At 46.8% G+C, this 24,548-nt stretch carries 24 protein-coding genes; 14 read left to right on the top strand and 10 right to left on the bottom strand.

Annotated features, from left to right (window positions below; genetic code table 11):
- Window positions 1–16 precede the first annotated feature (16 nt).
- On the top strand, window positions 17–406 hold the full coding sequence (locus tag G548_RS0111185) for a hypothetical protein (protein ID WP_022794249.1): 390 nt from the start codon (window positions 17–19) through the stop codon (window positions 404–406).
- An 83-nt stretch (window positions 407–489) separates the two neighbouring features.
- On the opposite strand, the gene G548_RS0111190 is transcribed toward G548_RS0111185, so the two are convergent.
- Window positions 490–1,380, bottom strand: coding sequence for a C40 family peptidase (locus G548_RS0111190; RefSeq protein ID WP_022794250.1), 891 nt, complete (start codon window positions 1,378–1,380; stop codon window positions 490–492).
- Window positions 1,381–1,640: 260 nt separating this feature from the next.
- On the opposite strand from G548_RS0111190, the gene G548_RS0111195 reads away from it, so the two are divergent.
- The 7 genes from G548_RS0111195 to G548_RS0111230 all read left to right on the top strand — a co-directional run bounded on the left by G548_RS0111195 (window position 1,641) and on the right by G548_RS0111230 (window position 11,388).
- Window positions 1,641–2,873: an Nramp family divalent metal transporter gene (locus G548_RS0111195; RefSeq protein WP_022794251.1), complete on the top strand. Its 1,233-nt coding sequence runs from the start codon at window positions 1,641–1,643 to the stop codon at window positions 2,871–2,873.
- 153 nt (window positions 2,874–3,026) lie between these two features.
- Window positions 3,027–5,450, top strand: coding sequence for a Lon protease family protein (locus G548_RS0111200; protein WP_022794252.1), 2,424 nt, complete (start codon window positions 3,027–3,029; stop codon window positions 5,448–5,450).
- Between the two features lie 134 nt (window positions 5,451–5,584).
- Window positions 5,585–6,598, top strand: a complete 1,014-nt coding sequence (locus G548_RS0111205; protein ID WP_022794253.1) for a LacI family DNA-binding transcriptional regulator — start codon at window positions 5,585–5,587, stop codon at window positions 6,596–6,598.
- Between the two features lie 63 nt (window positions 6,599–6,661).
- Window positions 6,662–8,089 carry an aldehyde dehydrogenase family protein gene (locus G548_RS0111210; RefSeq protein WP_022794254.1) on the top strand — a complete coding sequence of 476 codons (1,428 nt, stop codon included), beginning with the start codon at window positions 6,662–6,664 and terminating at the stop codon, window positions 8,087–8,089.
- A 12-nt stretch (window positions 8,090–8,101) separates the two neighbouring features.
- On the top strand, window positions 8,102–8,584 hold the full coding sequence (locus G548_RS0111215) for a hypothetical protein (protein WP_022794255.1): 483 nt from the start codon (window positions 8,102–8,104) through the stop codon (window positions 8,582–8,584).
- A 109-nt stretch (window positions 8,585–8,693) separates the two neighbouring features.
- On the top strand, window positions 8,694–10,217 hold the full coding sequence (locus tag G548_RS18010) for a sodium:solute symporter family protein (RefSeq protein ID WP_022794257.1): 1,524 nt from the start codon (window positions 8,694–8,696) through the stop codon (window positions 10,215–10,217).
- Window positions 10,210–11,388, top strand: a complete 1,179-nt coding sequence (locus tag G548_RS0111230) for an iron-containing alcohol dehydrogenase (protein ID WP_022794258.1) — start codon at window positions 10,210–10,212, stop codon at window positions 11,386–11,388. Before G548_RS18010 ends, G548_RS0111230 begins: the two co-directional genes overlap by 8 nt.
- Before the next feature lie 41 nt (window positions 11,389–11,429).
- Here the strand turns inward: G548_RS0111230 and G548_RS0111235 are convergent, their stop codons facing one another.
- On the bottom strand, window positions 11,430–12,368 hold the full coding sequence (locus tag G548_RS0111235; RefSeq protein WP_022794259.1) for an ABC transporter substrate-binding protein: 939 nt from the start codon (window positions 12,366–12,368) through the stop codon (window positions 11,430–11,432).
- A 230-nt stretch (window positions 12,369–12,598) separates the two neighbouring features.
- On the opposite strand from G548_RS0111235, the gene G548_RS0111240 reads away from it, so the two are divergent.
- Window positions 12,599–13,774, top strand: coding sequence for a pyridoxal phosphate-dependent aminotransferase (locus G548_RS0111240; protein WP_022794260.1), 1,176 nt, complete (start codon window positions 12,599–12,601; stop codon window positions 13,772–13,774).
- A gap of 22 nt (window positions 13,775–13,796) precedes the next feature.
- Here G548_RS0111240 and G548_RS0111245 read toward each other — a convergent pair whose 3' ends face one another.
- Window positions 13,797–14,243, bottom strand: coding sequence for a DUF4385 domain-containing protein (locus G548_RS0111245; protein WP_022794261.1), 447 nt, complete (start codon window positions 14,241–14,243; stop codon window positions 13,797–13,799).
- A gap of 180 nt (window positions 14,244–14,423) precedes the next feature.
- On the opposite strand from G548_RS0111245, the gene G548_RS18830 reads away from it, so the two are divergent.
- Genes G548_RS18830 through dhaM form a run of 4 tightly spaced genes read left to right on the top strand, consistent with a single transcriptional unit; the run spans window position 14,424 to window position 16,922 of the window.
- Window positions 14,424–14,906: a DinB family protein gene (locus tag G548_RS18830; protein ID WP_022794262.1), complete on the top strand. Its 483-nt coding sequence runs from the start codon at window positions 14,424–14,426 to the stop codon at window positions 14,904–14,906.
- Between the two features lie 18 nt (window positions 14,907–14,924).
- Entirely contained in the window at window positions 14,925–15,893 is a 969-nt protein-coding gene (dhaK, locus tag G548_RS0111255) for a dihydroxyacetone kinase subunit DhaK (protein WP_022794263.1), read from the top strand.
- A 7-nt stretch (window positions 15,894–15,900) separates the two neighbouring features.
- The gene (dhaL, locus tag G548_RS0111260) at window positions 15,901–16,521 is read left to right on the top strand and encodes a dihydroxyacetone kinase subunit DhaL (protein WP_022794264.1); all 621 of its coding nucleotides are present in this window, start codon (window positions 15,901–15,903) and stop codon (window positions 16,519–16,521) included.
- Window positions 16,521–16,922, top strand: coding sequence for a dihydroxyacetone kinase phosphoryl donor subunit DhaM (gene dhaM, locus G548_RS0111265; RefSeq protein ID WP_022794265.1), 402 nt, complete (start codon window positions 16,521–16,523; stop codon window positions 16,920–16,922). Before dhaL ends, dhaM begins: the two co-directional genes overlap by 1 nt.
- 98 nt (window positions 16,923–17,020) lie before the next feature.
- On the opposite strand, the gene G548_RS0111270 is transcribed toward dhaM, so the two are convergent.
- The 7 genes from G548_RS0111270 to G548_RS0111300 all read right to left on the bottom strand — a co-directional run bounded on the left by G548_RS0111270 (window position 17,021) and on the right by G548_RS0111300 (window position 23,210).
- Window positions 17,021–18,292 (bottom strand): multidrug effflux MFS transporter, encoded by a 1,272-nt coding sequence (locus tag G548_RS0111270; protein WP_022794266.1) that lies wholly within the window; start codon window positions 18,290–18,292, stop codon window positions 17,021–17,023.
- A gap of 106 nt (window positions 18,293–18,398) precedes the next feature.
- Complete coding sequence (locus G548_RS0111275; protein ID WP_156847938.1) at window positions 18,399–18,707, bottom strand: hypothetical protein; 309 nt, start codon at window positions 18,705–18,707, stop codon at window positions 18,399–18,401.
- Between the two features lie 6 nt (window positions 18,708–18,713).
- Complete coding sequence (locus G548_RS0111280) at window positions 18,714–19,691, bottom strand: Gfo/Idh/MocA family protein (RefSeq protein ID WP_022794268.1); 978 nt, start codon at window positions 19,689–19,691, stop codon at window positions 18,714–18,716.
- 31 nt (window positions 19,692–19,722) lie between these two features.
- Window positions 19,723–20,085: a hypothetical protein gene (locus tag G548_RS0111285; protein ID WP_022794269.1), complete on the bottom strand. Its 363-nt coding sequence runs from the start codon at window positions 20,083–20,085 to the stop codon at window positions 19,723–19,725.
- 160 nt (window positions 20,086–20,245) lie between these two features.
- Window positions 20,246–21,304: a M20/M25/M40 family metallo-hydrolase gene (locus G548_RS0111290; protein ID WP_022794270.1), complete on the bottom strand. Its 1,059-nt coding sequence runs from the start codon at window positions 21,302–21,304 to the stop codon at window positions 20,246–20,248.
- A gap of 85 nt (window positions 21,305–21,389) precedes the next feature.
- Window positions 21,390–22,622 carry a DNA polymerase IV gene (locus tag G548_RS0111295; protein ID WP_022794271.1) on the bottom strand — a complete coding sequence of 411 codons (1,233 nt, stop codon included), beginning with the start codon at window positions 22,620–22,622 and terminating at the stop codon, window positions 21,390–21,392.
- A 129-nt stretch (window positions 22,623–22,751) separates the two neighbouring features.
- The gene (locus G548_RS0111300; RefSeq protein WP_022794272.1) at window positions 22,752–23,210 is read right to left on the bottom strand and encodes a MarR family winged helix-turn-helix transcriptional regulator; all 459 of its coding nucleotides are present in this window, start codon (window positions 23,208–23,210) and stop codon (window positions 22,752–22,754) included.
- Window positions 23,211–23,705: 495 nt separating this feature from the next.
- Between G548_RS0111300 and G548_RS18020 the strand changes: the two genes are divergently transcribed.
- The gene (locus G548_RS18020) at window positions 23,706–24,521 is read left to right on the top strand and encodes an MBL fold metallo-hydrolase (RefSeq protein WP_022794274.1); all 816 of its coding nucleotides are present in this window, start codon (window positions 23,706–23,708) and stop codon (window positions 24,519–24,521) included.
- The last annotated feature ends 27 nt before the right edge of the window (window positions 24,522–24,548 follow it).

The following is a 24,548-nucleotide window of genomic DNA, read 5'->3' on the forward strand; positions in this document are numbered from 1 at the left end:
TGGGAAGGGTTATTCTATGTACACGCAGGATCAGAGTATTTTAGAAGTACTGTTTCCATTTGCGCTGATATTGATTGTTTGGTTCATATTCGATGGACTGTTACGGCAGAAAACCAGGCTGCCCTACAAAAATAAACCGAAGCGCAGGAGAAGTAAATCAGTAATTATAGTAGAAAAATCTTTAGAATGGACAGGGTCGGCGTGTGTGCTATTTTTGACCATTGGATCCGGGAATTTTCTGATGGGGCATTTGATTTTTTTCGGGCTGCCTTTAGCTTTAGTTCAACTAATTCAAGCAATTGAGCAGCGGGAAAATATACCAGAAACGAAAGCCCATTGGCATTCATTTTTAGGAGCAGTGTTTGCCACCGCAATGGTGTGCCGGGCGCTTGTTTCATTCCATTAGAATCTAAAAGGCAATACGTCTCTACATTGAAAAACCGCCTCCTGCAAACAAGCAGGGAGGCGGTTAATTAAAAGATGAGGGAATTAATCGATTGATTTTGCACCGATGTAGTGCTCTTCCCAGTAGTCACTGGTGGTATCGGCTGTTTCCACACCGCTTGAGCCGGAATGGATCATTTGGTCGTCTCCAATGTATATGCCGCTGTGCGAAGCGCCTTCTGTGTCATACGTACCTTCATAAAAGACAACGTCGCCCACGTTTGGCTCTTCTACGAATTCACCGTTGTTCTGCCAGATGCCTTCATGGGTTCTTGAAACGTCTGTACCGTTGTCTTCAAACACGTAGTTGATAAAACCACTGCTGTCCAGACCGCTTGCGGTAGTTCCGCCCCATTCATAAGGAGTGCCCAGTACGCTTTCTGCGGAATCGACAAGTCCGGAATCAGATGTATTGGCTGATGTGCTTTCAGCGTTCGGCTCCGAAGATTCTTCAGATGAGGCAGAAGCAACTTCTTCGCTTTCATCATTATCTTCGCTGTTCTCGCTGCTGCTTTCTTCTGTTTCGCTTCCGGCCTCGGAGGAGCCGTCTGTTTCATCTAATGCTCCCATTGTCTCAGGGCCTGCGATGCCATCTATGCTTAAATTGTTTTCCGTTTGAAACGCTTCTACAGCCTGTACAGTTTCATCATCGTAAGTACCATCAGCTTCGGAGTTATAGTAATCAAGGTCGCTTAAAGTCGACTGAAGAGATTCTACACTGCTGCCGGTATCGCCGAGATAAAGCAGACTGTCATCCGCAGATTCAGTTTCGTTTTCTGTATCGGAAGAGTCGCTTTGGCTGGAGCTGCTGCTTTCGTCAGCATCAGGATCAGCGAATGCATCGGCGTTTCCGCTTAAAGCAGGTGTTAATGCTAAAGCCGTAACAACGGCTGAGGATAATATATATTTAGGTGCTTGTCTGTTGGATTTAAACATTCAGGTTCCTCCTTGTGATGTAGATCAATTTATCGAACCGTGAGTAAGTGTAACAAACAAAACGATTCGGGAGGTTTCAGCCAGATTACGTTTTAATAACGTTATTTATGAAAATAGGACATAATTAATGATTACTTCTTCTCTAATGTAAGATGAACGGCGGGAGGAAGGAAAAGAGCCAATCTCAACAGCTGTAATATTTTTAATAAAATGAATATTAAGATTATTTATAAAGCTATTATTTCAAAGGAGGTCAAATAATGGAGAGAACAGAAAAGAGGCCGCTGAGGGAAAGAGTAAAGGTGCTTGGGCCGGGAGTAATTGTAGCAGCATCGTTTATAGGCCCAGGGACAGTAACGACGGCCACAGGTGCAGGAGCCTCTTTTGGTTTTGCCCTGCTCTGGGCAGTGGTTTTTTCAATTATTACAACCATCATACTTCAGGAGATGTGCTCGCGGCTGGGGATTATTACAGGAAAAGGGCTGGGAGCGGCAATAAGAGACCAGTTCACAAACCCGCTGCTGAAATACGGATCCATGTGGCTGATGATTATCGCTATTGTATTTGGCTGTGCTGCCTACATCGCAGGGGACTTACTCGGTACTTCTTTAGGATTAACGACCTTGACGGGCGTTTCTGAAAATACGATTGGTCCTGTCGTAGGCATTATTATTTTATTGATCGGTCTTAGTGGAAGCTACAAGCTCATTGAACGGGTCATGATAGTACTAATTGCGGTCATGAGTATAACGTTTGTGACCACCATGGTCACGGCACAGCCTGATCCTGGAGATCTGTTTCGGGGTGCCTTTGTTCCATCGATTCCGCCGGGAGCTATTATTACCGTGATTGCAATTGTTGGTACCACGGTTGTTCCTTATAATCTGTTTCTTCATTCCGAAAATGTAAAAGAACGCTGGGGTGAACCTAGGCATTTAAAAGAAGCACGTCTGGACGTGTTTTTGTCAATTGGTTTGGGCGGCTTAATTACAGCAGCGATTTTAATTACGTCCGGGGCTACGATCCGCGGTCTGGAAGTGGAGTCTGTGGCAGATCTTGCTTTGCAGCTTGAACCGCTGCTTGGCAGCTGGGCTACCGCTTTTATCAGTATCGGCTTATTTGCCGCCGGGTTTTCTTCCGCACTTGCATCACCGCTTGGGGCTGCAGTTACCGTCAGCAGCGTATTAAAGTGGGAGCGCGGCATGAAAAATATCCGCTTCAAACTGGTGTTTTTGTCTGTGATGGCTATTGGAATTATTTCCTCCGGACTTGGATTCGAGCCACTCGATGTTTTACTTTTTGCTCAGGCATTAAACGGTCTCATCCTGCCCTTTGTCTCAATTATGCTCCTGGTTATTATGAATAACAAAAACCGCCTTGGCCATTACGTAAACCACTGGAAGATGAATCTGGCAGGTGGAATTATTGTTTTAGTCTGCATATTTCTCGGCGTTTACAGTATTGTAGATGCGGTTATGAGCTTTACTTCATAAACTGCCTGTTTTTCTTGTAGGGAAATAAAAAAGTCAAAGCATAGGAGTGACGAGAACGGGAATAGATAGTACTAATCGATACGGCGCTCTGGTCTAAAGGCGAACACCGAAAGTGCAGCAGAAAACGGGTGGTGGTGAAAGGAGGGGCGTTTCGTGAATCATCATGATTATGAAAAAAGGCTTGCTCTGCATGAGCTGTCCCCAGCAGAGCTTCGTTTGGAATTTAATGCTGAAACCTTCTCATTTGAAACGACAGAGGACATGAATGATTTTCCGTATGAAATGATCGGACAGGAGCGGGCCGAGCGGGCCATGGAGTTTGGCCTTTCAGTAAGCCAGGCGGGGTATAATTTATTTGTGGTCGGTCCAACGGGAACGGGGAGAATGACGTATACCCAGCACAGCGTGGAAAACCTGGCCCGGAAACAGAAGCAGCCGGATGATTGGTGCTACGTGCATAATTTTGATAATCCGGACCGCCCGGAAGTGCTTTCATTTCAGGCCGGAGAAGGGCAGCGTTTCAGGCGCGAGGTCGAACAGCTTCTGGTAAACATCGAGCGTGAACTAAAGACAGCGTTCTCAAGCGACAACCACGAAAGACAGAAGCGGGAAATGTTTGAGCGACTGCGTACGGAGATGGACGAGCTATGGAAAGAAACCGACCGGTTTGCCGTTCAGCATCATTTTAAACTCGAACGTATGCAGAACGGCATTAATAAAATTCCCCTTCAACGCGGTCAGCCAATGAACCGGGAGACGTATCAGCATCTGCTTGAAGCAGAAAAGGAACAGCTGAGGGCAAACGAAAAACTCGTGGAGGAAAAAGTGCAGGAAGCTCTCCGGCGTATCGCCAAAATGGAGGAAACCTTCCGCAAAGATGTGCAGATATTTATGGCAGACACAGCCTCGGCCGCAGTACAAAAGCTATTTGAGCCGCTCCGCAGCCAGTATGGGCATTTACCGAAGGCTACGGCTTATTTAACCGCATACGAGCGGGACGTTGTAGAGCATTTTTACTTTTTCGCCGAAGGCCAGGGTGAGGAAGGTTCAGCAGGGGCGCTTGAAGGGATGAAGGAAAAACAGTATCAGCGGTATGTGGTGAATCTGCTCGTTAATAACAAGCATTTAGACGGGGCCCCGGTAATTTACGAATCCAATCCGACGTATCACAATCTGTTTGGCAAGGTGGAATACCAGGGGCAGATTGGCAGCCTGGTAACGAATTTTACTTTCATTAAACCAGGAGCGGTGCATCTGGCGAACGGCGGCTATTTGATTCTTCAGGCTGCAGATTTACTGCAGCACCCAGGTGCATGGCCAGGGTTAAAACGGATGCTTCAGACTGGGCACGTGCATATCGAAAACTCCTATGAAGAGCGGGGGCTGCTGCCAACCAGTGCACTTAAACCGGAACCCATTCCCTTTCGGACAAAGGTTATCATTATTGGCTCTTATTACGTTTATGACCTGCTGTCGAGACTTGATGAAGAGTTTGATAAGCTGTTCAAGGTCAAAGTAGAGTTCGATACCGTCATGACCAAAAGCGATGAAAACAGCTGGAAAATGGCCGGATTCGTGAAAAATTACGTTCAGGAAGAAGGCCTGCTGCCGTTTCACCGGGAGGCTGTGGCCAGAGTGATTGACTACAGCTCCCGGTTGATAGATGAACAGGGAAAAATGACCACCAGGTTTCAAGATATTACAAAGCTGCTCGTAGAATCCAGCCACTACGCGCTGCAGGAGGGAAACGCTTACGTCAAAGCAGAGCACATCTTCCGGGCGCTTGAGGAGAAATACAGGCGTTCAAGCCATATTCCCGAACAGTACCGGGAGAAAATTCACGATGAAACAATCATGATTCAAACGGAAGGCTACAGGGTCGGACAGATTAACGGCTTGGCTGTGATGGGAACAAGAGATTCCATGTTTGGCATTCCAACGAAAATTACGGCTCAGACGTATGTCGGGAAAAGCGGGTTGATGAACATTGAGCGAGAAACGTCTCTCAGCGGCCAGATTCATCATAAGGGCATGATGATTTTGACCGGCTTTCTTTCCGGCCAGTTTGCTAAAAACCGTCCTATTCCTTTATCGGCGAGCATCACTTTTGAGCAGACCTACAGTCTGATCGACGGCGACAGCGCCTCAAGCACAGAGCTGTACGTGCTGCTTTCCTCTTTGGCAGAAGTGCCTATTTACCAGGGCATAGCAGTAACCGGATCGGTCAATCAGTGGGGAGAGATCCAGCCGATTGGAGGTGTAAATGAAAAGATCGAGGGATTCTTTCACATTTGCCGGGAAAAAGGGCTGACCGGCAGACAGGGGGTAATTATCCCGAAGCAGAATGCCCGTAATTTAATGCTCGCTCGAGAGGTTGTGGAAGCGGCGGAAGCAGGCAGCTTCCATGTATGGGCAGTCGGCCATATTTCGGAAGGTATGGAAATCCTGACAGGTGAACGGGCGGGAGCCGTACGCCGCGAGGACGGTACGTATCCGGAGGGTTCGGTATTTGCACGCACAGAAGCCCGTTTTAACCGCATGTATGAAATGGAAATCCGACAGCAGGGCATGGAATAATAAGTAAAAAGCACAGCCAGTCAACGTGGGCTGTGCTTTTTATAAAATTGAGAAGATTGTTCTTGACTTTTTATGTATGCGATTTCATAATAAAACCAAGTTACCGTGAATACGTATTCACCAGGAGTTAAAAAATGATCTCTTCCAAAGAAGTTGCCAGAGAAGCAGGAGTATCCCAGTCGACAGTGTCCAGGGTGCTGAATAATTCAAACAGGGTAAGCAAGGAAAACGTAGCAAAAGTCACAGAAGCGATGAGAAAGTTAAACTACAGACCCAACGCTATAGCGAGGTCTTTAGTCAGTAAGCGTTCCAAAACCATAGCGCTTATATCAGGACCGTTGCATAACCCCTTTTTTGTGGAAACTACGTCATCTATTGTGAACTACGCCAAAGAAAAGGGGTACAACACAAACGTTTTTTTTGAAAACAATGGAGACAATATGGCTGTATATGAAACGGTTCTCTCCATGCAGGTGGACGGTATTATTTTATCTTCGGTCTTCATGGATGATCCTATCCTACAGGAATTACAGACGTCTCAAATACCTTATGTAATGTTTAACCGTAAGCATAACGAAGGTGGGAATTTTGTTGAGTTAAATAATTATCAGGCTGGGAAAATGGCTGCGGACCATTTGTATCAGCTCGGGCACAAGCATATCGGCTTTATTGGAGGGCCGATGTATACATCCACTTTTTACGGCCGGTATTTAGGGTTTACGGAAGGAATAGCGGAACAAACCATGGAAACTGGTAAAGTTTTTTTAAACGAAACGGACACTAGTGAAGAAGCAATAGCAGATGCCATTTTTAAAATGATGGGACGCAAAGAACGTCCTACAGCAGTGTTTGCTGCCACGGATGCTATAGCTATTACTGCCATGGATACACTCATGGAGCTCGGCTACCGGGTCCCTGAAGATATTAGTATTTGCGGGGTGGACAATGTACGAATGGCCCGGCATCATGCGTTTGAATTAACCACTATCGGCGCCCAGTCCAACAAAAACTTAGGCAGGCTTGGAATTGAACACCTTATTAATTCCATTGAAGCCGGGAAAGAAAATATGTCCCCGATCCAGGTTACCCTGGAACCTGCGCTGTATCAAAGAAAAACGACGGGACCTTTTAAACCAGGCTCAGTATAAACTGAGCGGTTTAATTCCGCTTTCGAGAATACGTATTCACAAATATTGTTAGGAGGATGAAGGATGAAAAAGGGTTTGTTTTTATCAGGAGAGGAGAAGGCGGCTGCAAATTACTATTCAGTTTTTAATCCCCATACGGAAGGTTTGATTGGAGAAGCAGCTGACGGCACCCCGTCCGAGATGAGTGAAGCAATCGAAAAAGCAGATGAAGCCTACAAAAAAATGAAAACGTTAACATCAAACGAAAAAGCTGGGATTTTATCCCGAGCTGCAACGATTCTGCGGGATAGGAAGGAGGAAGCTGCGCGAATTATCTCTCAGGAAGCCTGTAAGCCGGTAACTGCTGCCCGCACAGAAGTCCAGCGGACCGTGCAGACTCTGCAATTTTCAGGCGAAGAAACCAAGAGAATGAACGGGGAATACTTACAATTAGACGCTGCTGAAGGCGGCGAAGGGCGGGATGCTTATACACTTCATGAATCAATCGGAGTGGTTGGAGCAATTACTCCTTTTAATTTTCCATTAAATCTTGTTACTCATAAGGTCGGCCCGGCAATAGCGGCAGGAAATACTATCGTGGTTAAACCTGCGGAGCAAACTCCTTTTTCAAGCCTGCTCCTGGCAGAGATATTAAGTGAAGCAGGTCTTCACCCGGGGGCAATAGCCATAGTTCCTGGAGATGGAAAAACGCTGGGAGAGGTAATGCTTAAGGATGAACGGATTAAAAAAATATCTTTTACCGGCAGCCCCGAAGTAGGAAAGCTGCTCAAAGCAGAAGCCGGCCTGAAAAAAATGACTCTTGAATTAGGAAGCAACTCGCCGATGTATGTGGATCAATCATGTCGCGGGGAAGTGAGTGAAGTGGCTGAGAAATCAGTTAAAGGAGCGTTCGCTTATAACGGCCAGGTTTGTTTAAGTACACAGCGCATTTATGTGCATGAAGAAATTTTTGATGATTTTATCCAAGAGTGCTCAGAAAAAACTGCCCGGCTTCAATTCGGAGACCCTTTGGAAGAAAGTACGGAGGTTTCGAGCCTGATTAATAAAAAATCACAGCAGCGCCTGTATGAATGGATTAAAGAAGCAAAAGCAGAGGGAGCAGAGGTTCTGGCAGGAGGAGAAAAAGTTGGTAATGGTCTAGAGCCAACGATTTTATCCAATGTTTCTTCTACATCCTCTATATCCTGCAAAGAAGCTTTTGGGCCGGTGGTGATCATCAACAAAGTAAAAAGCTCTGAAGAAGCTCTGGAACAAATGAATAACAGCCGGTTCGGCCTGAATGCGGGAGTGTTTACAAATGATCTGAAACAGGCTGTTGATATGGCACATCGCATAGAAGCCGGGCAGGTTCTCATTAACGATGTCCCTACTCTCCGTTTCGACCATATGCCTTACGGGGGAGTGAAGGATTCCGGCTATGGAAGGGAAGGGGTAAAATATGCTATCGAAGAAATGACGGAATTAAAAATGATAAGTATAAAATACCGTTAAGGAGAGAGTAGTATGCAAATACAGACAATGAGGGGAAAGAAAAAAGAGTATTTGTTTACTTGTTATTATCCTAAGTACGCAGCCGAATGGATCGTAACGTTTCAGACACTATTTGGCGAACGAACAGAAAAAATTATTACCGCTGGAGACGGGATAACAAATCAGCAGGGAATCATAGATGGTCTGCCGGTCTGTGAAACTATCGAAGTACAGAACGAAGCGATTATTCCTTATGAAATCGAGAAGCAGGAATTTCAGGAGCAGGGAAAAGAGACATTAAGAAAATACTTTTTATATCAACGCCGTTCCTGGAAGGTTCCTGTGGTAAAACGGGAGAAGACGTATGTTTTTTATGCTCCTTATCAAATTGAAAATGCAAAAAAACTTAACAGCAATAAAGTGAAGGTCATGTTATATGAAGTGAGTTCAGAATCTTACGATAAATTAGAAAAATTTCCTATTATCCATCAATTTTATCAAGAAAGGGGAGAATAGAATGAACTTCCTAATAATTATGGCTGTTTGTATAGTTGGCACCTGGGCTGGAATGGCACTGACACTTTGGAAAACAAATATTCTAAAGGAAAAAGAATAGGGGGATTCTATGAATACACAAATTGTAACCTATTCCTGGATTTTTATGGGCTTATTTATACTAATGATGCTTTATTTCGGCTGGGTCGGGATGAAAAGAACGAAAACGTCAGAGGATTTTGCTACCGCAAGGTCAAGCTACAGCCCCCTGGTAATCGCCTTAGTAATTGCAGCAGGTATATCCAGTGGCTCCACATTTATGGGCATGCCGGGGCTTGCTTACAGTATCGGGACCCCGAGTCTCTGGTATCCGCTTCTTTACCCTATAGCTACTGTTATTGGTATGCTTTTTGTAGCTAAGGTTATAAAGAAATATGGCGATGAATTCGGTACAAGAACGATTCCGGAATTTATAGGCGAAAGATACAAAAGTGATTTCCTGCGCATTGCATTAACGATTATTTCCATTTTGCTTATCTTTTACGTCGTTTCTCAATTTGTTGCTGCTGCAACAATGTTTCAAACTATGATGGGCGTTGATTACGGAGTTGGTTTAATTATCACAGCAGCAGTACTTGCTGTGTATGTCTTTATGGGAGGATCGCACTCAGATATTATTACCGATGCTGTACAGGGACTTTTAATGCTGATAGTAGCCATTACAGTATTTGTTTGCTTTATGACGAGCGTTGGCGTCAATGGTGGCTTTACCGATATGCTGAACACAGTGAGTAATGAAAATCCTCAGGGCGGCTTTAATCAATTGTTTCTTCCCGGTGATAATACGTACGGAGCTTTTTGGCTTGTAGCCTTACTATTTGTAGCTCACTTACCTTTTTCCGTGCAGCCGCACCTTGGTAACAAATTTATGGCTGTAAAAGGCAGTAAAGATATTAGAAAGCTGATTATGTATTGTACTATTTTTGCTACAATCCTGCCTTTAATGGCGTTGGGCGGAATGCTTGGAGTGGCCGTAGTCGGTGCAGACGCAGGTATTAGTCCTGACCAGATAATTCCAGTCCTTTTCAGTGAAATATTCCCGCCAGTAATTGCAGCATTTCTGGCAATAGCTGTGCTGTCTGCTGTAATGTCGACTTCAGACGGCCTGATAGTATCACTGACCCAGCTGCTCGCTAACGATCTGTATCGCAAAACAATTGTACCCAGAATTAATATTTCAAAAGCAAAAGCGGAACGAAATGAATTAATCATCAGTCGTTACAGTACGTTTTTAGTGATAATTGCAGCAATATTTTTCGCCTGGTCCCCGCCGGAATTCCTAGCGGTTTTCATGTGGATTGGCATTGGAGGCATCATGGCGGCTACTGCAGGCCCTATCGTAGTTGGTGGTATATGGGACCGCGCAAACAAAACAGCGGCTATTTCCTCTTTAATAGCAGCAACAGTTGTTTATTGGTTCGTGTATCTGCCAATCGGCCTTAATTTTTCGAATCCATTTGGAGCCGCCGGTATTGGAGTCATTGTCGGTATGTTAACAATGTATATTGTAACCATAGCTACTACCGAATCTCCAAAGGAGAGCGGCTTAGATATAAAGCAGAAACCAAATGCAAGGAGTGGAAAAAATGTATAAATCGTTTGTTTCCCCAATCAGAATTGTTTCAGGTGAAGGAGCAGTAAATGAAATACCAGCTTTACTGAAGTCCTATCAGGCAGAGCGGGTGATGGTATTTGCTGACCCCGGGGTGGTGGATGCCGGCATTGTTTCCCCTCTAGAAGACCAGTTAAAAGAGGCCGGAGTAATATACGAAATATATTCCGATCTAAAGCCGGAACCGCCTGTAGAAATTGGTAAGAATGCCCTGGAGGCATTAAAATCATTTGATGCAGATTTTGTTATCGGAATTGGAGGAGGAAGCTCCCTTGATATCGCAAAGGCAGTTTCTGTATTGCACGGAAACGAAGGGTCCATTGAGAATTATTTAAACCTTTCAGGAGATAAATCTCTTGCAAATAGAGGTCTGCCAAAGCTTTTAATACCAACAACCGCCGGTACGGGGGCAGAAGTTACAGATATAAGTGTATTTTCGCTCGAAGGCACCAAAGACGTTATCACCCATGAATTTTTATTGGCAGATGCTGCCGTGGTGGATCCGGATTTAACTATGACGGTACCGCCTAAGGTTACTGCTGCTACGGGAGTGGATGCTCTTACTCATGCAGTAGAAGCATATATTTCTGTTAACAGCACTCCGCTGACCGATGCGCTCGCTTTGGACGCAATGGAAAGAATAGCAAAAAATATTCGTACAGCTGTATGGAATGGAAGCGATAAAGAAGCACGTGCACAAATGAGCTGGGGAAGCATGACTGCAGGGCTTAGTTTCTATAACGCAGGTGTTGCCGGCGTGCATGCTTTAGCCTATCCATTAGGCGGGCTATTTAAGATATCTCATGGCGAATCCAATGCTGTACTTCTGCCTTACATTTTTGATTACATCTGGCCTTCCTGCATGAAAAAGATGGGCACAATAGCAGAGCGTATAGGGGCAAATACTGAAGGGTTATCAGCCAGGGAAGCTGCGATCGCAGGAGTGCGGGAGTTAAAAAACATTGTTGAGGATGTAGGTATTCCTTCTACATTGGGGCAGTTCGGAATTAAAGAAAGCGATCTCGTGAAATTGGCTGAAAGCGGCGAAAAGCAGACAAGGCTTTTAGCAAGAAGTCCGAAGCCATATTCTTATCAGGATATTTTAGAAAGGTATGAAGCGGCTTATGCAGGCACTTTAGAAATTAATAAGTAAATAAAAAAGGCCCTGTTCTTATAAAAGAACGGGCCTCTATTTTATTCACCGGTGATTTTTTCGACTGAATCGTTGAGCTGGTATTCACGGCCAAGCAGCGTGAAATCGCTCCATTTTGTATTGTTTACGTAGTAAAACTGATCATTTTGTACGGCTTCGGTATCAGCAAGCAGATCGTCGAGAAGCTCCTGGGACTGTTCTGTTGGCTCTCCCTGGTCGGTGAGAACGAACAGATAATCTGCCCCTTCCACGTAATCAGGCACTGTTTCAAGAGAAATGGCCTGGGTTTCCGTATTTTCTTCGACGCCTTCAGTTGGCTCTAATCCGGCGCCTTCATAGAGGCCGGCAAAGACGGATTGGTCATGCACGTATACTTCCTTACCAATGAATTGGACAACGGCTGCTGTTGCGTCTTCCGGCACGTCATTGTCTGCAAGTGTCTGTCTGGCTTCCTCCGCCTGTTGTTCATATTCAGTCAGCCATTCTTCGCTCGCGTCTTCTTTATTTAATGCATCAGCGGTATTTTGAAGCTGTTCTTCCGGTGTATCATCAAAAGAAGTCATATAAACCGGGGCAATTTGTTCGAGCTGCTCGAGAGAGTCCGACTGATAATCCGATAAAAGAATCATGTCCGGGTCAAGCTCATTGATCTGCTCCACGTTTGGCGTATCGCCGCCAACGCTTTCGACTCCTTCGAGCTGATCGCCGTACGTATCGAGATAATAGTCAGAAGTGCCTATCGGCTGCTCATCAAGAATCAGCATGTCTGCCACATTCTGCAGGGCTACTACATTCTCAGGGTTTTCCGGAATCTCTACCTCGCGTCCAGTGGGATCAGTGACAGTTCTCATTTCAGCCTCTGCATTTTCGCCGCCATCTTCACCCTCCCCGGAATCCCCGGATGAATAATTGCCGCAGGCGGCAAGCACAAATAAAAGAGCGAATCCAACTGCAAATAAAGAAAGCCATTTTTTAACCATGTATGTATATCCTCCTAGATGATAATAATAATCATTTGCACGACTATTATATGGTATCCATTTTATAATTACAATGTAAACCTTTGGAACTAAGCAAAAAATGTTGTTCGTATATTTTTTTATAAAAGTAGAAGGGATGTGCTTTTGTTTGTTTAACGTTACACTGAAGGTACTTTGCTTTTACGCTTGTAAAATATGTGATGGAGATTTTGCGTACAGGAGGAAATTTTATGCGATTTGAACCGTCTGAACAAATCGGACGATTGCCGAAACAGTTTTTTGCTTCGCTTTCAAGAAAAGTCCAGACACTGAAAGAAGAAGGCAGGGATTTAATCAACCTGGGGCAGGGGAATCCCGATCAGCCGACTCCGGCCCCTATTGTTGAAAAAATGAGGAGTGCTGCTGAAAATCCGGAATATCATAAATATTCCCCGTTTCGCGGCTATGAATTTTTGAAGCAGTCGGCGGCGGATTTTTATCAGCGGGAATACGGTGTGACGCTGGATCCAAAAACGGAAGTGGCGGTTTTATTCGGTGCAAAAACAGGACTTGTGGAGATCAGCCAGTGTCTTCTTAATCCGGGGGATACTGCGTTACTGCCGGACCCGGGTTATCCTGATTATCTTTCGGGAACAGCTCTTGCCAATGCAGAAACGGCTTTTATGCCGCTTAAAAAAGAAAATGGTTTTCGTCCGGATTTTCGGCAGATTGAAGCAGATGTGCTGAACCGGGCAAAAATGATGTTTTTAAATTACCCTAACAATCCGACTGCCGGCACTGCTACAGCGGAATTTTTTGAAGAAACGGTCCGGACCGCTGTCCAGCACCACATTTGTGTCGTTCACGATTTTGCCTATGGGTCGCTCGGCTATGACGGCGAAAAGCCCCCCAGCTTTCTTCAGACCCCGGGGGCAAAGGAAGTGGGTGTGGAAATGTACACCCTTTCGAAAACGTTTAATATGGCCGGATGGCGTGCGGCTGTGGCGGTGGGGAATGCTTCAGTTATAGAAATGATTAATACAATCCAGGACCATCTGTATGTAAGTTTGTTTGGGGCAGTTCAGGAGACCGCAGCATATGCGTTTGACCACGGGACAGAAATGGCTGAAGATATACTGAATGTTTATGAAAGCAGAAGGAATGTATTTATTCAGGCTCTTCACGATCACGGTGTAGCGGTGCAGGCGCCCCGGGGCTCCTTTTTTGTATGGATGGAAGTCCCTCAGGGCTGCACCTCCGCTTCATTCACCGAAGAGCTGCTCGAAGAAGCAGGCGTAGTAGTCGCCCCGGGCCACGGCTTTGGCAGCATGGGAGAAGGGTACGTCCGCATTGGCCTGCTCGAAGACGAAAAGCGATTAAAAGAAGCGGCTGAACGGATCGCGGGCGTAGCCGCAGCGGTGAAATAATGAAATTGTTTAGCTTTTTGTTTCATCCATATTTTTGCTGATGGTCTTTTTTCCATGATAAATAGGTCTCGTCCTCCCGGGCTTTGATCCATTTTTCCTCAAAAATCCGGGCGGATTCGGCTTTTTCTTCATTGATCTGACGCTCGTTCACATTACCATCTTTGTCGTATTTTTTGCCTCCTTTATAATTGGCGTACCGGCGGGAGCGTGTGTAGCCCATCTGAAGAAACTTTCTTGCCATATCCATTCCAACGAAGTCCTTTTGCTTTTTATACTCCAAAAATAATTCATAAATCTGCCCGGAAGACTCTCTGGCAATGTCCGGGGTCTTAAACCTCCAGTACGGAAGAATTTCACTTTTGTACGGCTCTACCATTAAAACGCCCTGTTCTCCGCGTCCTACACGGTATTTCTCGGGTTTTTCACGAAAATTAATACGGTTAAAATCCTCTTCATAATTAAAGCTCATATGTTTTCTCTCCTTTTTTGCCTTTATTTTCTTTCCCCGAAAATGAGGTGATTTATGTGTGAAACTGCAGGCTTGTTCAGGATTTACTTTTCCTGAAAAGGGGAATAAACAGTATGCACGGAAGAAAGAAGGATTATTAAACATACACATCGAATCCTTGTGTTAGATGGAGGTTTTAGAATGGAATATATTGAAAATGTACGCAGCCAGCTCCTGGAAGAAGTTGAACCGGTTCCGGAGGCAGACTGGAACATAAAGACAGACGCTACTGACTGGAGTGTCGCGCAGGTAGTCGAGCACCTCCGGTTGTTTGAAGCCTTTGTCGGGAGAAGTATGAAAAATGCCCTGGAAACAGAACCTACCACAAGGGCGGAAGAAAAGCCGATTCAAATGATGAAGTACCGGCGCCGGCCGGCAGAAGCACCGCAGGAGCTCCAGCCGGAGGACATGGAATTTGGTAAGAAGAGCCTGCTTGAAGAACTAAAGGAAACAAGAGACTATATCCGTCACCTGGAGGAAAAACATACCAGTGAGGAACTAGCAGCACGTTCGATTTCGCATCCCAATTTTGGGCCTATGCCTCTTCATCAGTGGCTGGAAATGATCGGTCTCCACGAAGAGCGTCATATCGCTCAAATCCAAGATATAAAAGCAAAATTATAGACTGAGGGAGGAAAAGAAATGAAGAAGCTCATTAATGGTGTGGATCAGATTGTTTCTGAAATGGTGGAGGGACTGGTGGCCGCTCATCCGGATAAGCTCCGCTTGATTGAAAACACAAATGTCATCGTGCGGGCAGATGCCCCGGTGCAGGGCAAAGTAGCGCTGATCAGCGGCGGTGGCAGCGGGCACGAACCTGCCCACGCCGGATATGTCGGTGAAGGGCTCCTCGATGCGGCAGTAAGCGGGGAAGTATTCACCTCGCCGACACCCGACCAGGTGCTTGAAGCCATTAAAGCTGTCGACAGCGGTTCCGGAGTTCTGTTGATTGTAAAAAACTACAGCGGGGATGTCATGAATTTCGATATGGCCGCTGATCTTGCAGAAGCAGAAGATATTACAGTGAAGCAGGTCGTTATACGGGACGATGTGGCAATTTCCAACCCGGATGACCGCCGCGGTGTAGCTGGAACGACGCTTGTGCATATGATTGCCGGTGCAGCAGCGGCTGAGGGAAAAAGCCTGGACGAGGTGGAAGCAATTGCCCAGGGAGTAGCTGATAATGTCCGCTCGATGGGAGTTTCCCTTTCACCGTGTACTGTGCCAGCCTCCGGCAAACCAGGATTCACCCTTGACGAGAACGAGATGGAAATCGGGACCGGCATTCACGGCGAACAGGGCGTGGAGCGGCGCGAACTGATGCAGGCAGACGCCGTTACGGAAGAACTGGTTCAGCACGTGCTCGATGATATGCACCTAAATGACGGGACCGACGTAGCTTTAATGATCAACGGACAGGGAGCGACGCCTTTAATGGAGCTGTATATTGTGGCAAGAAAGGCCATTCAGCTGTTGAAGGACCGCGGTATTCACGTAAAGAAAACCTTTGTAGGAGAATATATGACCTCACTTGAAATGACAGGGTGCTCGGTAACGATTTTAAATTTGGATGAGGAACGTAAACGGTTGCTACTATCCGGCAGGGAGTGAAACTTTCATGGAACTAAGCGCAGCAGTAATGAAGCAGTGGGCACTACGAATTAATGAAAAAATGCAGGAGCATAAGGACAAGCTGTCCGAGCTTGACCAGGCCATTGGAGACGGAGACCACGGGCATAATATGGCCCGGGGCTTTCGGGAAGTAGCCAATAAAGTGGAAGACGCTTCCTACGATGATATTGGCGCGATGTATAAAGACGTAGCTTCAACATTGATTTCAAAGGTGGGCGGAGCTTCGGGACCGCTGTACGGAACGGCATTTCTTAAAGCATCCAATGCATGGAAGGGAAGAGACATGCTCGACAGTGAAGCGTTCACTGAAGGCATCGAGGCAGCTGTCGGCGGTATCGAAACGAGAGGGAAGGCTTCCCTTGGGGACAAGACGATGCTCGACGTATGGATTCCTGTGCGCGATGAAATGAAAGAGCACGGCGCAGACGCAGAGAAGGCTGCCAAAACAGCTGAAAAAGAAGCAGAAGCCACCATCGATAAAGTCGCTAAAAAAGGAAGGGCTTCCTATTTAGGCGAGCGTTCAAAGGGTCATATGGACCCCGGAGCCTTTTCATCGCAGCTCGTTTTTGAAGCATTGGCAGAAGTGTACAAAGAGGAGGCCTCTTAATGGCTAAAGTCAGCATTATCGTTATTTCCCACAGCAAAGAGCTCGCTGACGGCATCGTGGATCTTGTATCTCAGACGAAGCAGGAGGACGTTGCCATTGCCGCAGCCGGCGGGACCGAAGAAGGAGAAATTGGCACGAGCGTTGACCGGATTACCGGGGCTGTAGAATCGGTGACGACGGAAGAAGGCGTACTGCTTCTGTTTGACATCGGCAGTGCATTAATGAATGCGGAAATGGCTCTTGAAATGCTTCCGGAGCTTGAAGGCCGTATTACAATAGCTGACGCCCCGCTTGTGGAAGGAGCGTATATCGCTGCGGTTGAAGCCGGCATGGGAAAAACGCTCGAAGAAGTAAAAAAAGCAGCAGAATCGGCGAAGGAATGGAAAAAAATCGAGGATTAATAAATAAACCCTGCAGCCGTATGTTCGGCTGCAGGGTTTTCGCTGATATACAGTTCTGCACAAAAAGCTGAAATGACCGGGTCCCTTAGTGTTCCAGCTTATGAGCTGGTTTTTGGTTTTGCATTTTTATAATAGGAATCCTGAGATGATTTTTCTTTTTCGGCAGAAGGTGTTTTCGACGCTCGCGCGAGCAGCACGTAGCTGAGCACTGCTGCAGCGTCTGCTCCAAAAATCACTATTCCCATCGGCACCGCTGTATGCTCTCCGGCAATGCCGACCAGCGGGGCTGAAGCCGCACCGAATAAAAATGGAAGCAGCCCGATTAAAGCAGCAGCGCTGCCGGCACGGTGGCCCTGTTCTTCCATCGCCAGAGAGAACGAAGCCGTATTTACAAGCCCAAGGCTTGAAACGACGAAAAACATCGGAATGACGATAGCAGCAAGCGGGGCCTGGATCAAGGTCATGGTTAACAGGACGGAGCTTGAAACAAGGGTCAGCCCGAGCCCAAAAGTGAGTAATTTTCGTTCCGGCACAATACCGGCTAGCCGGCCGGTTGTCTGGGAGCCGATAATAATACCAATCCCGTTAAGTGCGAATAAAAAGCCGAAAGTTTGCGGTGAAGCTCCGTAAATGCCTTGATACACAAATGGTGTGCCGGAAACGTAAGCAAAAATACCGGCCATTTTTAACCCCTGGGCGAGAGCGAAGCCCATAAACGAACGGTCCTTCAATAAGCTGCCAAAGGTACGTACTGTTTCTTTTATATCGCTGTCTGAACGGTTTGTTTCCGGGAGGGTTTCCGGAAGCAGGGATAAAACAATAATAAAGATAATGATTCCTATCGCACTTAGTACGGCAAAGACGCCGTTCCATGTCGTGAAGTTAAGAATGGCTCCGCCAAGCACTGGAGCAAGTATCGGTGCAAGGCCGTTTACGAGCATTAACAGGGAAAAGAACTTTGTCAGTTCTTTTCCGGAATACATGTCCCGGACAATTGCCCGGGAAATAACGATGCCGGCCGAAGCTGAAAATCCCTGCAGGAAACGGCAGGCAATCAGAATCCAGATGGTTGGGGCAAATATACATAAAATAGAAGCTGCTATATAAATAAATAAGAAAATAGATAAAGGTCCTTTTCTTCCGTTTACATCACTCATAGGACCTACGATTAATTGGCCAAAGGCGAGGCCGAGCAGGCAGGCTGTTAAACTGAGCTGTACAAGCGATGCGCTCGTATCAAGGTCCTGTGCTATAGAAGGAAAACTGGGTAAATACATGTCAATAGTTAAAGCGCCAAATGCAGCCAGTGAGCCCAGCAGAATAGCCAGGCCGATCCGTTTTTTAGACGATACCGCCTGTGTGGAACTCATGATAAAATCTACTCCCTTGTTATAAAATATGTATTACGGGACACATCTGTTTTTTGCACACAAGAGAGAATTTTATCACAGAGCATATAAAAAGAAAAGCCCGTTTTTAAGACGGACTTTTCCTGGTTTTTGCTTCCATTGCAGCAAACAGCAGATGCCAGCACTCTGCAGCAAGAGCGAAAAAGAGAATAATAAGCGCTCCGGCCCATTCCTGAAAAAAAGCGACAGCAATAATTGCGTACCAAGAGCATCGGAGCAAATGCTGAAGCGGGGGCATCCATAAAAAGCACAGGGGCCGAAGGAGAAGAAAAAAGGCAAAGCTGAACAGGAAAAATACATATTCCTGGGTCAATTCTACGGCGAATACAGCACTTAATCCCTCATTTACTAAGGAAAAAAAGGAAAGATTCATCACCTTCCGCTACTCCTCGGTATCTGCAGGAAAGTAGACGCCGATCTGGGCACGTATTTCATCAAGCACCTGCAGCACTTGAATAGAGCGTTCGATAGGAATGTGCCGCACGTCTTCCCCGCTGCAAAGCTGAATAAAGGCCTGTATTTCGTGAGCCATGGAATCTTCCTGGTTGTTTTCCCAAAGAACAGTCGTTTCACCTTTTTTTGTAAGGGTCACCCGGTGCATATGGTTAATATGATCGATGGTGATCGTTCCGTCTTCCCCCTGCAGCTCCACCGGCTGGGTGGAAGCAGAAATTTTTGAATAGCTGACGACAGCCTGGGCTTCCGGATAGCCGAGTAGCGCAGCGGCCTGGCCATCGGCCCCGGTTTCAAGCAGATAGCCATGCGCTTGTACCGTGTGCGGCATGCCGAGAAGTTCAAGGGCGGGATGGAGACAGTAAATGCCAATGTCCATCGATGCCCCGTTGGAAAGCTCCGGCTTAAAGGCATTGAGCACGGTCCCTTCGCGGTAGGCATCGTAGCGACTCGAATACTGGCAGTAGGAAATCGATGCCCGGCGGAGTTTTCCGATTTCGTCAAGGTGGTTCGAAACAGTCTCCCAGGCCGGGAAGTACATATTTTTGATCGCTTCCATAATGGTGACACCGTATTCTGAAGCAGCGGCAAGAAGCCGCTTTGCTTCTTCTGCATTAGAACACATCGGCTTTTCACAAATGATGTGCTTGCCGTGCTGAATCCCGGCCATAGCTATGGAAAAGTGATGCCTCGTAGGGCTTGCAATATACAGTGCTTCAACATTTGTATCCCGGCAAAGCTGTTCTAAATCATCGTAGGCCGAAGCCGCGTCGTACTGATCCGCGAGTGTTTGGGCACGCTCAATATTCCGGGAATAAACAGCCTGCAGCTGAAAGTCATCAAGCGAACTGCCGGCCTGAATGAAGGCTTCGGTGATCCAGTTTGTTCCCACAGTGGCAAAATTCATTATGTAAAACCTCCTTAAATATCAGCTGCTCCTAAGAGCTTCCTTTTCTTTTCCGGCTCGTCCGTGTTTTCGCTTCCGCCTTTGGGATGGAAGCCCGCCGTTTTCGCTCCTCAAAGAAGAGAAAAAACTGATCGTATGCCTCCACAGCAGCTGCAAAGCCAAGAATGAAGAAAATGGATCCGGCCTCCTGCAGCAGAACATAACCGAGGGCCGCGTACCACAGCATTTTTAGCAGCCGGGCAGCAGCCGGTTTCCATAAAAAGAAGATGGGACGCAGTAAAAGATACAGTAAAATAGCCAGCACAAATACAGCGATATTTTCTCCGAAGGTTCCCGGCACCCGGGAAATAATCTGATCGATGATTTGTCCGAATTCTGCTAAACGTTCTTCCATTAGCTGCAGCTCCTTTGAGTGATGTAGATACAAATATTCATAATTGTATCGTAGCGGTTTTAGACTCAAATGAACAGCCTTGAATCAAAAAAGTACAAATGATAAAAGCTCCCTTCCTGAAAAAGAAGAGAGCGTGAAGTACAAGATATATAAAAGTAGATTACGGACGAACAGGCCGCAAATCTTCATTTTCCTGCAGAGAACCAATGTATTCGACCAACAGTTCGATAACATTTTCGATATCGTCCATGCTGGCTGTCTCTACGGGAGCGTGCATGTACCGTAGTGGAAGAGAAACGTTGACGCTTGGAACGCCGTTTCCGGCGAGCCGCAGCCGGTCGGCATCAGTGCCGGTCACCCTCGGGGTGAGCTCGTACTGTACGGAGAGGCCGGCCTTTTTAGCCGCCTGCTCCAGTCCTTTATTGGCTGTCGGGTGGATCGGAGCTCCCTTGGCGAGGACGGGACCGCCGCCGAGCGTCACTTCTGTTTCCTGATTTGGATTGGACCCGGGATAATCATATGCAAACGTAACGTCCAGGGCAATTGCTAAATCCGGACGGAGACCTGCACCGGCAAAATGAGCCCCGCCCATATTTGTTTCTTCGTTAACCGTGCTCACGCCGTAGACCCCCACTGCCGGACGTTTGTCCTGCAGCCGGCGAAGCACTTCTGCAGTAATAAAGGCCCCTGTCCGGTTGTCGAGCCCGCGTCCGCTAAAACGGTCGTTTAGGAGCTTTTCGGGAGTGCGGTCGTAAACTCCGGCATCACCGACGGAAAGGTACTTTTCCATTTCTTCTTTGTTTTTAGCCCCAAAATCTATGTACAAATCAGAAAAAGCGAAGTCTTTTTTACTGCCGCCCTTGTGTTCTGCATTAACGCCCGTTACGCCGGTGATAGGGCCCTTCCTGCCCTGAAATGTCACTTTCATCCCCAGGGCGGGCGCCTGGCTGATGCCGCCGAGCTTTTCCACTCGCACGAAGCCGCTGCTGTCGATAGATTTTACAAGAAAACCGATTTCGTCGCAGTGGCCGGCTAAAAGGACGTGAAACGAGGCCTCCGGGTTGATGACACCCCAGGCATTGCCTATCGTATCTGTTTGAACTTCATCCGCATACGAAGAGACGTACTGAAGCCACTTGCGCTGAATAGCCATTTCGTGTCCGGAGGGAGAGGGTGTTTGGAGTAGATCGTATAAAAACTGTTCAGATGATTCTTTCATGAGTTTTCCTCCTTGGAAGTACAATTTATTACAGCATCCCGTTTTTTCTCTTTGCCGTCAACTCTTGTTTCTGAAGCAGCCGGGACTACTTGTAGTGGCCCCCGATTTTTTCTGCCCGCACAAGAGCCTGCCCGCCGGGAAGGAGCGATGAGGCCTGGAGTACAGCTGCCGGGCCGTACCGGTCTTTAAGGGCGTCGATCGTTTTGTTTAAATCTTCGCGGTGCTCTTTTTCGGAAAACAAATCCAGCTGTACAAATTGATCGCTTTCAAGCTGCTGCAGGCTGACACTCAGTCCCCGGACTGGATAGTATGTCCAATGTTTACGAAACAGGGAGGCAGCGGCCCTGTAGATAGCTTTGCCGTCGTTAACCGGTTCAGCCTGGGCCGCTTGTCGGTGAAAATGAAGAGAATTCCCGTTGTCATGACCCTCGGCTCCTACGGTAACTGTCCAGCCGCTGCAGCCTTCCCTCCTGGTGCGGCGTCCAACCTCTTCACTCAGCTCGCGAAGCACGACGCTGATATCATCCCAGCTCGAGTAATCACGTGGAAGGGTCATATGGTGGCCGACAGCCTTTCGGTGCGTGTGAGTGCCGGGAGTGACAGGGGAAGGGTCAATGCCGTGCGCTGTCTGCCAGAGAAGCTCTCCGTTCAGCCCAAAACGGTGCCGAAGCTCTTCCACAGGATAGGCAGCGAGGTGGCCGGCTTTTCGAATCCCCATCTGGCGCAGGTGTTTTTCCATCCGGCGCCCGACCCCGAACAGATGATTCACCGGGAGAGGCCAAAGTGTTGAAGCCAGCTGTTCCTGCTTCAGGGTGAAAATCCCATTAGAGGATTTTTTGGCAAAATGGTCACAGGCCATTTTGGCTAGCACCTTGGTCGCTCCGATGCCGGTGCGGGGATAGACGCCAAACGCCCGGAGGAGGTGACGGTTGATGAATAAAGCCGCCTGTTCGGGTGTAGAAGCTGTATGCTTGTATGTATGCGTCATGTCCGCAAAAAGCTCGTCCACGCTGTACGGTTCTATTTTATCTGTGTAAGCTTCAAGCGCCGTCGCAATTTGCACAGAAATTTTTAAATACAGCTCCATGCGCGGAGGGATAATCACGAGCCCTGGGCACTTTTGCTGCGCTTCTCTGATGGTTTCGGCTGTTTTCACTCCTTCACGTTTAGCAACAGGACAGGCAGCCAGGATCACACCGCTCCGGATGGACGGGTCTCCGGCTACGGCTGTCGGTTTATGCTGCAGGCCGGAATAATACAGTTTTTCAACATTGGCATAAAACGACTGCATGTCGATAAGAAAAATAATCCGCTCCACGGCCCATCCTCCTTCGGTAAAACAGTTGCTTCTTTCTATAGAGTATACCTCAAAATAAATATTTTAAACGAACAAATGTTCTTATTTTGGGTAAAAAACTGAGCCCTGGTCCAGGGCCCGGCTTTTGCATTAGGAAGAAGGGAGACCCCTTTTTTGTACGAGGGTGTTATTGAAACGCTCAAGCAGCTGGGCAAATTGATCGCGCTCTTCCTTGTCCCAGTCGGCCAGCAGGCTGGCGTACATATGAATCCGTTCCTGCTTCAGCGTATTAATCGCCTCGATTCCTTCGTTTGTAATAAAAATCTGGTTGACCCGTTTATCGTGATGATCCGGCCGGCGGGATACAAGGCCTTTTTTCTCCAGGGAGTGGATCTGGCGGCTGAGTGTTGAGATATCGAGGAGAAAATGATCAGCGAGTTCACGTGCAGAACGGGGGCTCTGCTGGTGCAGCACCTGAAGGATTAAATAAGCGGAACGATCCAGGCTGTTTGCCTGGCTGTCAAGCGTACGTTTAAAATCCGCCCGTCGCATTAACGTGACCACGCCAGTTTCAATTAGTTCGAGCATTTCCTTATCATGTTCGTTCATCGGGGCCCCTCCAATTCCAATCGGTCTTTTTCTCTATTGTAATATAGATCAGGATCGAAAAAAGAGATAAGCGTAAAACGATATATATAAAACGAAAATAACATACGTTCTTTCCTAGTCGGCTCGCTGCATAGCCCTTCTTTCAGCGTATTCGAGGCATTTTTCGCAGACAAATACTTTTTCATTCTGTTTTGTAAAGTATGGGCGCATATAGGACGTTTTTGATCTGCAGTAGTAGCAGTGCTTTGAGAAAGAGAGGCTTCTTATCCATTGCTTCAGCAACAAAAATTCCTCCTTTTGTATTGGAATGTATTTTTACGATAAGAGAAAGAAAAGGCGAATGCGAACGATTTGCTTATAAAAACAAAAAGCTTCTGCCCAGGCTTTATATGGATTTATATAATTACTCAATAAAATAATACTTCAATTCATGAATGAAAACTTTCATTTTCGGGAAAGAAACTGTAAATGAAGACTAAGAAGAAGGTGATCAGTGTGGCAAAAAGATTAGATCGTGAACAATGGAGCGTATTTCAAAGCGAGCTCTATCAGACAAATACGACTGTCGTAGTGACAGATGATTTAATATTAATCACAGATCCTACATGGCTTCCGGCGGAGATTGAAGAAATACGGAATTTTGTCGAGGAACGAAAAAAGAACCAGCCGGTATATCTGCTGCTGACCCATTCAGATTTCGACCACGTTATCGGAGCCGGTGCTTTTCCGGAAGCAACTATTATTGCTTCCCGTGGATTTAATGCGAGATCAGACAAAGAAGAGATTGTGCAGAAAATGAAAGAATTTGACGATGCCTACTATATTCACCGCAGCTATGAACCCCTCTATCCGAAACCAGATATTATTGTTGATTCGGATGAGCAGGTGCTTGAAGAAGGGGAAACCAAAATTACATTCTATCTGGCGCCGGGCCATACCGTAGACGGTCTGGCAGCAGTTGTAGAGCCGCTCGGCCTTTGCATCGCCGGAGACTATTTAAGCAATGTAGAGATTCCAATTATTGAATATCACAGCGAATCCTATCAGTTTACGTTAAAGAAGCTGGACGAGCTCTGGAAGGACAGCAAATACAGCACTGTGGTCCCGGGACACGGCCTCGTTGCTTCGAAGCCGGAGGAAATAGAAAAGCGTCTCCGGGATTCAGAATGGTATATTGAAAATACGAAAAAATCATTGGAAGACCCATACGTGGAGAGCGCCATTTTTGCTTTTATTGACCGTCATAAATTTGAAGCACCGTTAAAGCAGGTACACGCGGATAATAAAGAACAATTAAAATCGGAAAGATAGAGAAAACTGGCTGCTCCGTGAAGGGGC

This window comes from Marinococcus halotolerans DSM 16375, assembly GCF_000420725.1.
GTDB lineage: Bacteria > Bacillota > Bacilli > Bacillales > Marinococcaceae > Marinococcus > Marinococcus halotolerans.

What these genes read in the sequence shown, in the direction of transcription:
- G548_RS0111205 (WP_022794253.1), top strand. Translation starts at nt 5,585, where the DNA reads ATGATCTCTTCCAAAGAAGTTGCCAGAGAAGCAGGAGTATCCCAGTCG.
- G548_RS0111280 (WP_022794268.1), bottom strand. Translation starts at nt 19,691, where the DNA reads ATGAATTTTGCCACTGTGGGAACAAACTGGATCACCGAAGCCTTCATT.
- G548_RS0111190 (WP_022794250.1), bottom strand. Translation starts at nt 1,380, where the DNA reads ATGTTTAAATCCAACAGACAAGCACCTAAATATATATTATCCTCAGCC.
- G548_RS0111230 (WP_022794258.1), top strand. Translation starts at nt 10,210, where the DNA reads ATGTATAAATCGTTTGTTTCCCCAATCAGAATTGTTTCAGGTGAAGGA.
- G548_RS0111285 (WP_022794269.1), bottom strand. Translation starts at nt 20,085, where the DNA reads ATGGAAGAACGTTTAGCAGAATTCGGACAAATCATCGATCAGATTATT.
- dhaK (WP_022794263.1), top strand. Translation starts at nt 14,925, where the DNA reads ATGAAGAAGCTCATTAATGGTGTGGATCAGATTGTTTCTGAAATGGTG.
- G548_RS0111215 (WP_022794255.1), top strand. Translation starts at nt 8,102, where the DNA reads ATGCAAATACAGACAATGAGGGGAAAGAAAAAAGAGTATTTGTTTACT.
- G548_RS0111185 (WP_022794249.1), top strand. Translation starts at nt 17, where the DNA reads ATGTACACGCAGGATCAGAGTATTTTAGAAGTACTGTTTCCATTTGCG.
- G548_RS0111195 (WP_022794251.1), top strand. Translation starts at nt 1,641, where the DNA reads ATGGAGAGAACAGAAAAGAGGCCGCTGAGGGAAAGAGTAAAGGTGCTT.
- G548_RS0111240 (WP_022794260.1), top strand. Translation starts at nt 12,599, where the DNA reads ATGCGATTTGAACCGTCTGAACAAATCGGACGATTGCCGAAACAGTTT.
- G548_RS18830 (WP_022794262.1), top strand. Translation starts at nt 14,424, where the DNA reads ATGGAATATATTGAAAATGTACGCAGCCAGCTCCTGGAAGAAGTTGAA.
- G548_RS0111210 (WP_022794254.1), top strand. Translation starts at nt 6,662, where the DNA reads ATGAAAAAGGGTTTGTTTTTATCAGGAGAGGAGAAGGCGGCTGCAAAT.
- G548_RS0111270 (WP_022794266.1), bottom strand. Translation starts at nt 18,292, where the DNA reads ATGAGTTCCACACAGGCGGTATCGTCTAAAAAACGGATCGGCCTGGCT.
- G548_RS0111300 (WP_022794272.1), bottom strand. Translation starts at nt 23,210, where the DNA reads ATGAACGAACATGATAAGGAAATGCTCGAACTAATTGAAACTGGCGTG.
- G548_RS0111245 (WP_022794261.1), bottom strand. Translation starts at nt 14,243, where the DNA reads ATGAGCTTTAATTATGAAGAGGATTTTAACCGTATTAATTTTCGTGAA.
- dhaM (WP_022794265.1), top strand. Translation starts at nt 16,521, where the DNA reads ATGGCTAAAGTCAGCATTATCGTTATTTCCCACAGCAAAGAGCTCGCT.
- G548_RS18010 (WP_022794257.1), top strand. Translation starts at nt 8,694, where the DNA reads ATGAATACACAAATTGTAACCTATTCCTGGATTTTTATGGGCTTATTT.
- G548_RS0111235 (WP_022794259.1), bottom strand. Translation starts at nt 12,368, where the DNA reads ATGGTTAAAAAATGGCTTTCTTTATTTGCAGTTGGATTCGCTCTTTTA.
- dhaL (WP_022794264.1), top strand. Translation starts at nt 15,901, where the DNA reads ATGGAACTAAGCGCAGCAGTAATGAAGCAGTGGGCACTACGAATTAAT.
- G548_RS0111290 (WP_022794270.1), bottom strand. Translation starts at nt 21,304, where the DNA reads ATGAAAGAATCATCTGAACAGTTTTTATACGATCTACTCCAAACACCC.